13 protein-coding genes are annotated in these 13,203 nt (G+C 31.7%); 10 read left to right on the top strand and 3 right to left on the bottom strand.

The annotated features are described in order from the left end of the window. Nucleotides 1-194: 194 nt before the first annotated feature. Nucleotides 195-785 carry a hypothetical protein gene (locus BUR17_RS01125; RefSeq protein ID WP_074228172.1) on the top strand — a complete coding sequence of 197 codons (591 nt, stop codon included), beginning with the start codon at nt 195-197 and terminating at the stop codon, nt 783-785. A gap of 105 nt (nt 786-890) precedes the next feature. Here the strand turns inward: BUR17_RS01125 and BUR17_RS01120 are convergent, their stop codons facing one another. Next, nucleotides 891-1,526, bottom strand: a complete 636-nt coding sequence (locus BUR17_RS01120; protein ID WP_074228171.1) for a peroxiredoxin — start codon at nt 1,524-1,526, stop codon at nt 891-893. 93 nt (nt 1,527-1,619) lie between these two features. Between BUR17_RS01120 and BUR17_RS01115 the strand changes: the two genes are divergently transcribed. Further along, complete coding sequence (locus BUR17_RS01115) at nt 1,620-2,510, top strand: mechanosensitive ion channel family protein (RefSeq protein ID WP_074228170.1); 891 nt, start codon at nt 1,620-1,622, stop codon at nt 2,508-2,510. A 52-nt stretch (nt 2,511-2,562) separates the two neighbouring features. Here the strand turns inward: BUR17_RS01115 and BUR17_RS01110 are convergent, their stop codons facing one another. After that, nucleotides 2,563-5,097: a phosphoenolpyruvate carboxylase gene (locus BUR17_RS01110; RefSeq protein WP_074228169.1), complete on the bottom strand. Its 2,535-nt coding sequence runs from the start codon at nt 5,095-5,097 to the stop codon at nt 2,563-2,565. A gap of 134 nt (nt 5,098-5,231) precedes the next feature. On the opposite strand from BUR17_RS01110, the gene BUR17_RS01105 reads away from it, so the two are divergent. The 8 genes from BUR17_RS01105 to BUR17_RS01070 all read left to right on the top strand — a co-directional run bounded on the left by BUR17_RS01105 (nt 5,232) and on the right by BUR17_RS01070 (nt 11,714). After that, complete coding sequence (locus tag BUR17_RS01105; protein ID WP_074228168.1) at nt 5,232-6,548, top strand: hypothetical protein; 1,317 nt, start codon at nt 5,232-5,234, stop codon at nt 6,546-6,548. A gap of 10 nt (nt 6,549-6,558) precedes the next feature. Further along, nucleotides 6,559-7,221 (top strand): hypothetical protein, encoded by a 663-nt coding sequence (locus BUR17_RS01100; RefSeq protein WP_074228167.1) that lies wholly within the window; start codon nt 6,559-6,561, stop codon nt 7,219-7,221. 60 nt (nt 7,222-7,281) lie between these two features. Continuing rightward, a complete protein-coding gene (locus BUR17_RS01095; RefSeq protein WP_143747503.1) occupies nt 7,282-7,686 on the top strand; it encodes a hypothetical protein in 405 nt (134 codons plus the stop codon). 291 nt (nt 7,687-7,977) lie between these two features. Further along, the gene (locus tag BUR17_RS01090; protein ID WP_074228165.1) at nt 7,978-8,232 is read left to right on the top strand and encodes a hypothetical protein; all 255 of its coding nucleotides are present in this window, start codon (nt 7,978-7,980) and stop codon (nt 8,230-8,232) included. 304 nt (nt 8,233-8,536) lie between these two features. Then, the gene (locus tag BUR17_RS01085; protein ID WP_074228164.1) at nt 8,537-9,700 is read left to right on the top strand and encodes an iron-containing alcohol dehydrogenase; all 1,164 of its coding nucleotides are present in this window, start codon (nt 8,537-8,539) and stop codon (nt 9,698-9,700) included. Nucleotides 9,701-9,923: 223 nt separating this feature from the next. After that, the gene (locus tag BUR17_RS01080) at nt 9,924-10,382 is read left to right on the top strand and encodes a lipocalin-like domain-containing protein (protein ID WP_074228163.1); all 459 of its coding nucleotides are present in this window, start codon (nt 9,924-9,926) and stop codon (nt 10,380-10,382) included. 78 nt (nt 10,383-10,460) lie between these two features. Continuing rightward, nucleotides 10,461-11,117, top strand: coding sequence for a GDSL-type esterase/lipase family protein (locus BUR17_RS01075; RefSeq protein WP_074228162.1), 657 nt, complete (start codon nt 10,461-10,463; stop codon nt 11,115-11,117). Nucleotides 11,118-11,249: 132 nt separating this feature from the next. Next, a complete protein-coding gene (locus tag BUR17_RS01070; RefSeq protein WP_074228161.1) occupies nt 11,250-11,714 on the top strand; it encodes a lipocalin-like domain-containing protein in 465 nt (154 codons plus the stop codon). A gap of 85 nt (nt 11,715-11,799) precedes the next feature. Here BUR17_RS01070 and BUR17_RS01065 read toward each other — a convergent pair whose 3' ends face one another. Further along, nucleotides 11,800-13,152 (bottom strand): DEAD/DEAH box helicase, encoded by a 1,353-nt coding sequence (locus BUR17_RS01065; RefSeq protein WP_074228160.1) that lies wholly within the window; start codon nt 13,150-13,152, stop codon nt 11,800-11,802. Between the last annotated feature and the right edge of the window lie 51 nt (nt 13,153-13,203).

Here is a 13,203-nt window from a genome sequence, read left to right as displayed (position 1 = left end):
GTTTTCTTATTTATGTTAAAATATTTCGCAAATTCAATTACAATATTCTTAATTTATAACAACAAAAAAAAGTTAATTTTTAGTTAACAAAACTCTTGAAAATATTTAAATCCTTTTCACAATAAGCATTTTGGCACATTAATTGAATTTTAACTTTTAACAAAATAATAAACATTAATATTAAAATTATAAATATGAAAAAGTTAATTTTTACAGGAATATTAGCTATCGCAGGTTTAGCTACTACCGCAAATGCACAAATTCAAAAAGGTAACTGGATGGTAGGAAGTAGTTTACTTTCAAGTAACTTCGGACTAAACACTGGTGGAGGTTATAGCATTGCATTACAACCTAAAGGAGCATACTTTGTAGAAGACAATGTTGCTGTCGGTGGTTACGTAAATTTAGGGATTTCTAAAGTAACAAACGGAAGCCCTACAAGATTTGATTATGGAGTTGGAGCTTTAGGGCGTTATTTCCTTTCACCAGGAGAAAAAGGAGTTGACAATTTATTGAATCACGGTAGATGGTTTTTTGAAGGTAACGTAGGTATTGGTGGATCTTCTGTTGAAAGTGGTAACTCTACAACTGGTCTAGATTTCGGAGTTGGTCCTGGTTACTCATATTTCATTACTCCAAATATTGGACTTGAAGGATTAGTAAAATATCAAGGACAAGCAGGATTTGGTAATGAAGGATTAAACTCAAACATTACATTTAATGTTGGTTTCAGTATTTATTTACCAACTTCAAAAGCTAAAAGCATTGCTAACGACGTAAGATAATAAAACACAGTTTTATCATAATAAACGAAAGCGGCTTGGGAGAAATTCCAAGCCGCTTTCTTCAAATTAAAACTAAACTATATATAATAAATAAAAAATCTAAGCCTATTTATTGGGTTGCGGCGTGTATCGTAAATAAGGTTTTATTTCGGTAACACCTTTAGGAAAAATATTTCGAGCATCTTCTGTAGAAATAGACGGTGGAATAATTACATCGTCACCATCATTCCAGTTGACAGGCGTTGCAATTTTATGAGAATCTACGAGCTGAAGAGAATCTAAAACTCTGTTGATTTCATTAAAATTTCTTCCTGTAGAAGCAGGATACGTAATAATCAATCTCACTTTCTTGTCAGGATCAATAATTAATAATGAACGAACTGTTGCAGTTGCAGAAGCATTCGGATGAATAAAATCATATTGTTCCGAAACTTTTCTGTCTTTATCTGCAATAATCGGAAACCTCACTTCTGTATTTTGAGTTTCATTAATATCATCAATCCATTTTTTGTGATCTTCTACTCCATCTACACTTAATGCAATCACCTTTGTATTTTTTTTCTCAAAATCTGACTGCAGTTTCGAAGTAAAACCTAATTCTGTCGTACAAACCGGAGTAAAATCAGCAGGGTGAGAAAATAAAATCCCCCAAGAATTTCCTAAGTATTCGTAAAAATCAATATTTCCTAATGATGAATCTGCCTGAAAGTTGGGTGCGGTATCTCCTAGTTTGATTGACATAATATTTTGTTTTATTAGTCTACAAATTTAATAGACTTTTTATAACTGGCAAAATTTTTGCTTAAAAAATATTTTAAAATTTAAAAGATTATTATGGATTATGGCTTAAGCTACGTAGATACAGTATATAAAGTTTTAGAGAATTGGTATATCGCATTTGCCAAGCTCACGCCGAAGCTTGTAGTGGGTATTTTAGTTTTTTTGTTTTTTCTTTTCACCAGTAAATATCTTAGTAAGCTTGCCGTAAAAATCATGCACAAGGTTTTTCCAAATAGTAAAAAGGAAGGATCTGTAGTGACAATTATCGGAATTTTCAGATTTATTATCATGATGATGGGGTCATTTATTGCTCTTGAAATCATGGGATTCAGTGGCTTTTTATGGAAGTTTATCGGTAGTTTAGGTGTTGCCGGTGTAATTGCCGGTGTTGCTCTGAAAGATTTGGTTTCAAGTATTTTCTCAGGAATGCTGATCGGGATTGATAAAGCTTTCAAAGTGGGAGATTATATCACGATAGGAAATCATTCGGGAACTGTACAGGAAATAGGTTTTTTAACGACAAAAATGATTACCGATGACGGAAAAAAAGCATACATTCCGAATCAGGTCATTTTTAATGCGCCGTTTTATAACATTACAGCATCACCGCAGAGAAGAATTATTTTAGATTTTGAAATTCCTGCCGATGAAGATGTCAGCAAAGCACAGCAAGGGATTTTGGATGTTATCAAAAATTTAGAAAACATCGATAAGCTTGAAACCGCTGAAGTGAATTTTACAAGCTTAAAGCAGGGAATTTTCAATCTTCAGGCTAAATTCTGGATTGCAGTTGGTTCTAATATGCTTCACATCAAAAGTGAGGCTTTAGAAAAAATAAAAAAACGTCTCGATGCAGACAATATCCCTTTGGTTACGCCGACAAGCATCAATTTGATTAATCAGGCCAGTGAACAGGCAAATCCTAATGACAAATTAGGCTTATAAAAAAAGAGACTGTCTTTATGGCAGTCTCTTTTAATTTATTTCTAAAAATTCTTTACGCTGAATTTCTACTTGCATTAATATTTCCAAATAAAGAACGTGTTACCAATTTTTCGTAAGCTTCTTTATTACCTTCACCTTTCTGAATTTTCATTAAAGCATATTGCTGAATGCTCAACAAAGGAAGTACAATTCTTTCTCTTATTTTCACCGACTTTCTTGATAACGGATCTTCTTGCTGAAGTTGTTTAAACCCTGTCAATTCAAGCATAATATCTTTTGAAAGGTTGTATTCAGAAAATAAAACATTCCAGAATTCACCAAATTTCGGATTGTTTTTAATGTAATACGTTAACGGGAAATAAGATTTGTTCATACTCATCATCGAGTTTAAAACTAAAGTTTTAAAGAAATCTGAACCTTTATACAAATCGATTACTTCCTCAAACCTACCCTGCTCTTTCATTTGCTGCATCGCAAAACCAAACCCGAAAAATCCGGGAACATTCTGCTTCAGTTGAGACCAAGATCCCACAAAAGGAATTGCTCTTAAATCTTCAAATTTAAGTTCGCTATCGCCACCACGTTTTGAAGGACGGCTTCCAATATTGGTTTTCCCGTAATATTCCAACGTACTCATTTCCTGCAAATACGGAACGAACATAGGATGTGCCTTTAAATCTGAATATTTTTGATAACTGATATCCGCCAATTCGATAATTAAAGCTCTTTCTTTTTCGGTTAAATCTTTTTTTGAATTTTTGAAAACGTCATTCTCAACTCCGGCTGTTAAAAGCTGTTCAAAGTTATATTTTGCCTGTTCTTTATTCCCGAAAATACTTGTAATCGTTTGTCCTTGAATGGTTAATTCAATTTTATTATTGGCAATTGTTTTTCCTTGTGATGCATAAAAATCGTGGGTTTTTCCGCCACCTCTTGCAGGAGGTCCGCCTCTTCCGTCGAAGAAAATTACTTTAATTCCGTTTTCTTCTGAAAGTTTGGTGAGAACTTCTTTTGCTTTATAAATTTCCCAGTTTGCCTTAAGATAACCACCATCTTTTGTACCATCTGAAAAGCCAAGCATAATCGTTTGTTGATTTCCTCTTCTTTTCAAATGTTTCTGATAAACCGGATTTTGGTACAATTCATTCATCACATTTTCAGCATTGGCAAGACCTTCCATTGTTTCGAAAAGCGGAACAATATCCATATCAATTTCTTCATCTTTATAACCTGAGATTTTGAAAAATGCATACACATTCATCACATCTTTCACAGCATCGGAATTTGAAATAATATATCGGTTCATTCCACGAAGCCCGTTTAACTCTTGAATTTCTTTGATTTGAGCAACATTTACGAGTGTATCTGAAACAATTTCATCAAAAGATTCCGTCTCAATTTTTTCTGAAACTTCAATCAGTTTATTGAATTTTTCAACATAATCAGCGTCTGAATTTTCAAAGAGTTTTGTATAAACATCATCAATTACTTTCTGGTGAATTCTGCTATCCTGACGAATGTCTAAAGTTGCAAAGTGAGTTCCGAAAATTTTCACACGATCTCTGAAATTCTGAAGCAAATCTAAAAACAGAGAATTGTGCTCGTTGATTAAGATTTTTTCTACATCGTTCAGTCTTTTTAAAATATCTTCTGTAGTAATTTTTTCATTTCTAAAAATCGCAGTGTATAGTTCATTACTTAGCTGCGTTAAAATTTCAGATACCCCTCTAAAGCTCAACCTTCTTCTTACATCCTTCAGATTCCCGTAATAAGATTTCAGAATTGCGGTACGAAGCTCTTCCGAAACTCTTTTCGTAACAGGTGCCGTCACAAAAGGATTTCCATCGCGGTCACCTCCCGGCCAAAAACCAAGCTGAATGATATCTTCATGCAGGTTAAAATGTCCGTTATCAAAAGTTTTTCTGATTTTCGTAAATAATTCTCCAATCGTATCATAATACACATATCGCAAATAATGAATGATACTCAACGCTTCATCAATCGGAGTTGGCTTTTCTTTATTCACAAAAGGTGTTTTTCCTAGTTGCTGCAAAAGTGTATCAATATTGGTAATAGAATCATCCGTAATTGCCTTTCTTAAATCATGAATGATACGTTGAACCGAACTCGGATAAAACTGAGTCGGGTGCGCTGTAAAAACAACTTTAACCGTGAAATCTTTCAGTTTTTCACGTACTTTTTCTAATTTATGATCGTGAAAAGATCTTTCATAAAGATTGGTAACCGTTCCGTTGTCGCTTTCAGAATGCAATCCGGGAAATGCGGCATCCTCAATACTATCAAACAAAACCACCTGTCTTTCAATATATTGTATAATTTTAAAAAGCAGTTCCAGTTTTTGCTCTTCAGTTTCTAAATCGGTATGATTTTTAAAGAATTCTTCAACGATTTCTACAGGAGTTTTCCCTTCATCATAACCATTTTTACTTTCTTCACAAAGAAACGGAAGCAACATCCCGATATTGGTCATTTTATCATAAGGCAGGCTCATAAATAATGAATTGTAGATTTGGAACTTATTTTCCACAATCTGCCTGAATTTTTCTGCGCGCTGGTCGTGTATCATATAACAAATGTAGGAGATTTTAAATTTATTTGCGAGTAAATCGGTTTAAAATAATATGAAATTTCATGAATATTTTTATTTGACTCTTTCAAAATTATGTTTAAAATGTATCTTCGCTAAAAACTTAAAAAAACATGATTAAACAAAAATATGGAACGTTGTTATTCTCCTTTCTAACAGTAATTTCTGCAGTACTCTCTGTTTATTTTTTTGAAAAAGAATTTTTATTTAGTCTTTCTTTTGCTATAGGTTCTATAATATGTGCTTTGTGCGCTTACACAGAATATTTGTATCAAAAGGAAAAAGATTTTCAAATTGAAAAATCTGATTTTTCTACAGAAATGGTTATTAATTATTCAAACCTATCGTTAGCTATTACTTTTTTAGGCTATCTGATTTTTATTATTGTTGGAATATATTTTATAAGTCTTGCAGGAACTGATTATCAAAATTATAAAGGATTTGAATATGTAATGATTGCGATTGCGTCTTATTTTATTGTCGTTTATCTTTTTAAAATATTTAAATTATTGAAAAAAGTTTCACAGAAAGATATTTTAATAATTAATAATCAAGGTATTATCTTAAATTCTGAAAAAATGCTTTGGAGTAATATTAAAAACGAAAGATTAATCAAAAAACAAGAGCATAGAGAACATTCAAAATATGAAGTAGATGTACAATATCTTACTTTAAATTATAAAAATAAGAAAGTTGAATTTCAGATTGATGATCTTGACCAGCAAGATTATAAAATTGAAAAATGTTTAAAATTTTTCAGATCTAAATTTCAGAAATCAGATTTTAGAAACCCGGAAAATCAAGAAATAAAAACCGACATTTCCATTTTTGAAAACATTTTAAAATTCAACGATTTATTTTCTTTATCTGAAAAAGAACTTCAGAAAAACCTTGAAGACATAAGGTTTCAAGCCAAAAAACATCCCAGTGAGTTAAAAGCATATTGCGAAAGCTTCACAAAATTTGAAGAAACAAACCTTGATTCTATTTATTACGCTCTTTCTGAAGATACCGATATGTGGAAAGAATTTCTTGCCAATGAATTTATCAGACTTTTTGAAATTGCTAAAAAAAGTAATGATTCGAAAACAATTTTTAAGATTCTTGATGAAATTCTTTATGATTCTGAACCATCATCTGCTTCGCGAAAAGTAATAGATTATCTCTACCAAGAATTGAGTGATAATGATGATAAAATTAGGCTAAAAGCACTTACCTTCATAGATTCTTGGCTTGATGAAGAAGATTTTTCTAAAGGAAATATTATTATTCAAAAAATGCAAAAAATGACCAAAGACAATAATTGGAAAATCAGATGGTGTGCTAATGATATTCTTTCATCTTACAATATTTTTACTGATGATGAAATTGCAATTCCTTTTCAGGATAAATTGAATGCAAAGTTGAACAATCAATATGAAATAGATTAATAAAATAAACATGAAATTCGGAATTATTTTTTACGCCATACTTGGTATTTTAGCTTTTACAATAGGAGTTTATCTTCTTCAGTATAATTTTATTATTTCTATTATATTTTTTATTGGTGCATTTATCAATGGTGTTTTTATTCATAAAGAATACAATATTCATAAGCATGATAAAATTGGATATGATGAAGATACCATTTCAGATGAAATAGTTATTAAATATTCACGTTCTGGCAGAATTATAGCAATTTCTACGTACAGTATTTTTGTGATGGTCGGAACTCTTTTTCTTTTATCAATTATCATTAAACCAAATTTCGCTTCAATATTTATATTGATTTTATTAATAGGATTTACAGGTTATTTCATCGTAAAAATAATTTTAGAAATTAAGAAAATATCTAAAGTAATGATTTCTATAAACAGAAAAGGAATTCAGATAAAAGACCAACCAATATATGTTTGGGATGAAATTCAGCTTGAAAAAATTACATCAAAACATTTAGTTAGCCGAGAGTCTAAACATGATTACAAGCCTGAAATTAATTATCTATATTTCTTCCATAATAATGAGAAAATTGAAATTAAGATTGATGATTTTGACATTAGCAATTATCAATTTGCACAGGTTTTAAAAATATTCAGATCTCGTCACAATAATTCCATATTATAAATAATTTTGAATACTTCAGTTTAATGATTAATTTTACTTTCGCATCAATTACCAAATCAAATGAAAAATATATTCCTATTCCTTTTAATGGCTTTTGTTTTCACAGCTTGTGGTGAAGAGTGCTATAATGCTCCACAACCTATTGTCTTTGAATTCGTAAATTCTGATGATGAAAATTTGATTACTAACGGAACACTTAGTAATTATTCGATTCAGGATGAAAATCATGTTAGTTTACAACTCACTAAAACTGATGATAATAAAGTCATTTTAGAAAATGTGGGTGCTTATAATGGAACAAAAAATTATACTTTTTATTCTAATGTAAAAGTTTTTGATTTTTCAATACAATCTTCAGAATTTAAGGGAGGTTGCGATGGTTACCAAATCAATAAACTAACATTTACCGGAATCGCCATTGACGTAACTGACGAAAAGGGATACTATAAAATTACTTTGGAGTAATTTTCAACATACATTTATAAAAAAAACACAACTAAAAGATAAAAAAAAGAATTATAAAAATTTATAAACAAGCAATTTACACCACATTTTTTTTCAATTTAAAGTGAATTCAAATTAAATTTTCTCATATTTTTTTGTAATTTCGTGAAGTTCAAATCTAAAATTTCTTCTTGCAATCAAGAAATGTGTTACTATTGAGTTTTTTCACTCTTTATAGTTTCTTTTAAAAAGATCATTACATCTCTTCTAGAATTGATATAGAAAGTACAGATTTGTATTAATCCCCAAATTATGAAAGCAAATAAATTATCTGAACTGAGTATAGAAGAATTAGAATCAAAGAAAAAAACGATTTTAAGTGCTACAATAGGATTGGGAATTGTAATGATTATTGCGTGTTGTACTCTTTTTTATTTTGCGATAACATCCAAAAATTTTGCTTTAATTGCTGTTGCAATCGGCAGCTCATTGACATTAATGCCTTGTTTTATTAGTATTGGTCAGATCAATGCTGAAATAAAATCAAGAAAATCTAAATATTTGTAATTTCTAAATGTAATTGATCCATCAACAATAGATTCAAACCGTCGACTCAAGCAGAAAAAGTAATTTCAACGATATTATTGTTGCCTTTCAATTTTTTTTATTCTCGCTGATTCAGCAAATTTAGCAGATAAAAATTTACTGAATTGATCTGCTCAATTAGCACAATCTGCGAGTATAGTTTTTTTTGCCTAATTGTAAACAGATTCTAATAGTTTACATAAAACATTATCATACAAATTTTAAAACTTTCTTAACTCAGATTTCGTGTTTCTATTCTTACATTTGATGTAAATAATTTACAACAATGCTTAATTTCGAGTTTAAAAATCCCACAAAAATACTTTTCGGAAAAGGTGAAATCGCAAAAATTTCAAATGAAATCCCTAAAGATGCCAAAATCTTAATGATTTACGGTGGCGGAAGCATCAAGAAAAACGGTGTTTACGATCAGGTAAAAGAAGCTTTAAAAGATCATGATTTACATGAATTTGGGGGTGTTCCTGCCAATCCTGAATATGAAGTTCTGGTAAATGCTTTAAATTTCATCAAAGAAAACAAAATCAATTATCTTCTTGCTGTTGGTGGCGGATCGGTGATTGACGGCGTTAAATTCCTTTCTGCAGCTGCCAATTACGAAGGTGAGCCTTGGGAAATTCTTAAAAAACCGGTTCGTACTTTTGAAGGTGAAGGAATGCCTTTCGGAACTATTCTTACGTTGCCTGCTACAGGATCTGAAATGAATTCAGGATATGTAATTTCAAGAAGAGAAACCAATGAAAAATTGTCTTCAGGCGGACCAGGATTGTTTCCGCAATTTTCAGTTTTAGATCCGGAAGTAATCAGATCGATTCCTAAAAATCAGATTGCAAACGGAATTGCAGATGCTTATACACACGTTTTAGAACAATATATGACGGCTCCCTCTTCTGCTGATCTTCAGGAAAGAATTGCCGAAAGTATTTTGATAAGTCTTCAGAATGCCGCTCCAAAAGTGATGTCTGATGAGTTTGATTATGATGCTGCAGGAAATTTTATGTGGTGTTGTACGATGGCTCTAAACGGTTTAATCCAAAAAGGAGTGATTACCGATTGGGCAGTTCATGCAATGGGACACGAATTAACCGCGTATTATGGAATTGATCATGCAAGAACTTTGGCTGTAGTTGCACCTTCGCATTACCGTTATAATTTTGATGCTAAAAAAGGAAAACTGGCACAATACGCAGAGCGAGTTTGGGGAATTACTGAAGGAAGTACCGAAGAAAAAGCTGAACAAGCGATTGTAAAACTGGAAGAGTTTTTCCACAGTCTTCAAATTCAGACTAAATTATCAGATTACACGCAAGATTTTGCCGGAACTGCAGAAAGAGTTGAAAAAGCTTTTACTGAAAGAAATTGGTTAGGTTTGGGTGAAAATAAGAATCTTACTCCTCAAGATGCTTTCAAAATCGTTGAGATGAGTTATTAAAATTAGGGAATAGATATTAGGGTTTAGGATTTAGTAGAAAATAAGCTGATATATTTTTCAGGCAAATGAGAAATTATGATATTTCAAAAATTTTTCTAAAACCTAAATCCTAAAACCTGCTACCTGGATTATATTTTCTACAAACATTTGTTTAAAAAACCTTAATTTCATTATATATATTACAAATTTATTTATATTTTAGCATATTCTTAAATTTGTGAAAATGAAAAAACACTTACTCTTATTTGCCTTTTCTGCATTAGCATTAACATCTTGTGAAGATGATGACGTTCAGGGTTATGAAATGGACATGCTGAAAGGCGAATGGAAAACTGTAAAAACTGAAGTAATATCAGGAAAAGACAATACCACTGTATTAAATACATTCACTCCTACAGGTTGTGACACTAAAAGTATCACAGAGTTCAGAACTGATTATTACGCTTCTTATACTGGTTTTTCAGGAGTTGGTGCAAACTGTACCAGTCAAAAAACAGAAGGAACTTACACTTACGATAACGAATCTAAAGAGTTGGTTACAAAATACATCAATGATAACGAAAGAAAATATAAAGTTGTTATTTTAAGCAATACTGAGCTTAGAATGATGCAGATGTTTGATAATATTGACGTAAATGGCGATATGGTGATAGACGTTACATATATTACTTACAAAAGATAAAAACAATAATACAAGATATCGGCTCCCGTTTTTACGGGAGTTTTTTTTATATTTACTTTCGTTAAAAATTTAGAAACAATGAAGAAGATTTTTTCAGTAGTATTGCTACTGACTTTCGCCCTGATTTTCTCTCAGGAAAAACAACCAATGTTCTGGCAGGACATTCAGAATTTCAAAAAATTAGATCAGGAAAACGCACCTCCAAAAAATTCTATTCTTTTAGTAGGGAGCTCATCATTCACAAAATGGCAGGATGTTTCAGATTATTTTCCAGGTAAAACTATTATCAACAGGGGTTTCGGAGGATCAAGATTGACCGATTTAAACTATTTTTCTGAAGATTTATTGAGCCCTTATCAACCTAAACAGATTATTATTTATTGCGGAGAAAATGATTTTGCAGATAATGCACAATTAAAAGCCGATGTTGTAGTTGACCGATACAAAACGTTTTACAAAAAAATACGTGAGAAATTCCCAAATATTCAGGTTGATTATATTTCAATAAAATATTCGCCGAGTCGCGAAAATCTGTGGCCTCAAATGAAAGTAGCCAACAAAAAAATTGCGAAGTTTATGAAAAAAGAAAAAAATGCTGATTTCATAGACATTACAAAAGTGATGAATGATGCTAACGGAAACATCAGAAAAGATCTTTTTATAGAAGACATGCTTCATATTACGCCAGAAGGTTACAGACTTTGGACCAATGTGATGAATCCTTATATGAAATAAGATTATATATTAAATACATTCGATTATTCGAAAAATAAGAGCGATTTCAGTTGAAGTCGCTTTTTTTTCAATTATTTCATTGTCAGTGTTTTAAAAAAACATAGTTTTGTAATAATAAAAACACAAACATCGATGAAAAACAACATTTTATTGGCATTTGCCACACTGCTTCTATTTTCCTCCTGTGGAAATGATGACAACGAAAATAATCAAAATGTTATAAAACCCATTGTGGGAACTTGGAAAATGAGTAAAACAATGATGATCTCAGGTTCTAATAATGCCATTCTACAGTCAACTCCTGTTAGAGGTTGCGAAGCTCTAAACACTTTCGAATTCGGGCAAAATCAAAGCTTCAGCATAAAATATTACACTAAAAATAATATTGAATGTATTGCTGACGGATTCGATACCGGAACGTATCAATATAGCGAAAATTCAAAAATGCTGACTTTTACCTACTCAGATTCTGTGGTAGAATCTGCAGTTGTTCATTCGCTCAGTACTACTGAAATAATGACGGTTGATCATATTGAAGATTACAATGATGATGGCGTAAATGATACCTCAGTGATTGTATTTAAAAAGCAACAATAAAATTTATTTGGTTTAAAAATCAAATTCTACAGAAAACAATATCAACATTAAATAAAAAATGCGCCTCGCTTGAGACGCATTTTTTTTATTTTTTTCTCTTAGACTTAGAAATTGCTTTCTGTTGTGCTCTGTTTGCTCCAAATTTCTTGGGCGTTTTTCTTTTGGACGGTCCACCCCAGTTTTCTTTTTTATTCTTATCTTTTTTCTCATGGAAGGCTCCTCCACCGTCAAAAAGTTTTGCATGAGCCGGATTTTTCATCACAATCTGATCTTCTTCAGATGCAATTTTCTTAGGATTGATTTTCACCTCTTCAGGGAAGTCGATGTATGCCAATTCTTTATCCATCAACAACTCGATATCTAAAGCCCAATCATCTTCTTTTTTCGTTACGAAAGTAACCGCCTTACCATCTTTATCTGCTCTACCCGTTCTACCAATTCTGTGAATATATTGTTCAGGAACTTCTGGAGTTTCAAAATTCACAACATGGGTAATATCTGAAATATCAAGACCTCTCGCCATAACGTCAGTTGTAATCAAACCTCTGATTTCTTCATTTTCAAAGCGCTTCATCGCTTTTAGTCTGTAGTTCTGAGATTTATTGGAGTGAATTACATCAAAATCTTCCGGGAAAAGCTCATTAATTTGGGTGAAAAGTAAATCTGCATGCTTTTTATTGTTCGCAAAGATCAATACTTTAGACATATCTTCATTGCTTTTCAACAAATGTTCTAATAAATTGATCTTCGTATTGAAGTTTTCAACTTTATAAGCAGTCTGCTCGATTTTTTCAAGCGGAGTTCCAGATTTTGCTAAAGAAATCTCGATCGGACCTGCAAAATATTCATCCAACATATCATCAACGGCTTCAGTCATGGTTGCTGAGAAAAGAATATTCTGTCTTTTCTCACGCATCATTTCAAAGATATGGGTTAACTGTGGTCTGAAACCTAAATTCAACATTTCATCAAATTCATCAATGATCAATTTTTGAACTTCTTTTAATGAAATGGCGTTATCAATCGCTAAATCCATGATTCTACCGGGAGTTCCTACCAAGATATCACAACCATCGTTGAACAATAGCTTCTGTGTATTGATATTTTTCCCACCATAAATCCCGATTACTCTTGCAGTAAGATTCTCTGTCAGTTTTTCTACGATTTCTGTTACCTGAACAACCAATTCTCTTGTAGGAACCAAAACAACCACGGTAGGATTTCCGTTTTTATTATATTTCCATGTTTTTAAAACCGGTAATAAATAAGCTAACGTTTTTCCTGTTCCCGTTTGTGCAATTCCCATCACATCTCTTCCCGAAAGAATCGGACCGATACTTTTTTCCTGAATTGGAGTGGGCTCAAATAAATTTAAATCTGCTAAAACATCAAGAACTTTAACCGGAAGGTCAAAGTCTGCAAAAGTGAGTTTTTCCATTTTGCAAAGATAGGTAATTAATTTGGTTGTAAATCTATGCTGAAAGAAGTG

The sequence above is a fragment of the Chryseobacterium scophthalmum genome, from assembly GCF_900143185.1.
In the GTDB taxonomy this organism is placed as follows: Bacteria; Bacteroidota; Bacteroidia; order Flavobacteriales; family Weeksellaceae; genus Chryseobacterium; species Chryseobacterium scophthalmum.
The sequence above is the reverse complement of the archived record's forward strand: the minus strand, read 5'-3'. Positions and strand labels throughout refer to the sequence as shown.

Excerpts from the sequence above, each read along its gene's own strand:
- BUR17_RS01125 (WP_074228172.1), top strand. The coding sequence starts at position 195 with ATGAAAAAGTTAATTTTTACAGGAATATTAGCTATCGCAGGTTTAGCT.
- BUR17_RS01120 (WP_074228171.1), bottom strand. The coding sequence starts at position 1,526 with ATGTCAATCAAACTAGGAGATACCGCACCCAACTTTCAGGCAGATTCA.
- BUR17_RS01115 (WP_074228170.1), top strand. The coding sequence starts at position 1,620 with ATGGATTATGGCTTAAGCTACGTAGATACAGTATATAAAGTTTTAGAG.
- BUR17_RS01110 (WP_074228169.1), bottom strand. The coding sequence starts at position 5,097 with ATGATACACGACCAGCGCGCAGAAAAATTCAGGCAGATTGTGGAAAAT.
- BUR17_RS01105 (WP_074228168.1), top strand. The coding sequence starts at position 5,232 with ATGATTAAACAAAAATATGGAACGTTGTTATTCTCCTTTCTAACAGTA.
- BUR17_RS01100 (WP_074228167.1), top strand. The coding sequence starts at position 6,559 with ATGAAATTCGGAATTATTTTTTACGCCATACTTGGTATTTTAGCTTTT.
- BUR17_RS01095 (WP_143747503.1), top strand. The coding sequence starts at position 7,282 with ATGAAAAATATATTCCTATTCCTTTTAATGGCTTTTGTTTTCACAGCT.
- BUR17_RS01090 (WP_074228165.1), top strand. The coding sequence starts at position 7,978 with ATGAAAGCAAATAAATTATCTGAACTGAGTATAGAAGAATTAGAATCA.
- BUR17_RS01085 (WP_074228164.1), top strand. The coding sequence starts at position 8,537 with ATGCTTAATTTCGAGTTTAAAAATCCCACAAAAATACTTTTCGGAAAA.
- BUR17_RS01080 (WP_074228163.1), top strand. The coding sequence starts at position 9,924 with ATGAAAAAACACTTACTCTTATTTGCCTTTTCTGCATTAGCATTAACA.
- BUR17_RS01075 (WP_074228162.1), top strand. The coding sequence starts at position 10,461 with ATGAAGAAGATTTTTTCAGTAGTATTGCTACTGACTTTCGCCCTGATT.
- BUR17_RS01070 (WP_074228161.1), top strand. The coding sequence starts at position 11,250 with ATGAAAAACAACATTTTATTGGCATTTGCCACACTGCTTCTATTTTCC.
- BUR17_RS01065 (WP_074228160.1), bottom strand. The coding sequence starts at position 13,152 with ATGGAAAAACTCACTTTTGCAGACTTTGACCTTCCGGTTAAAGTTCTT.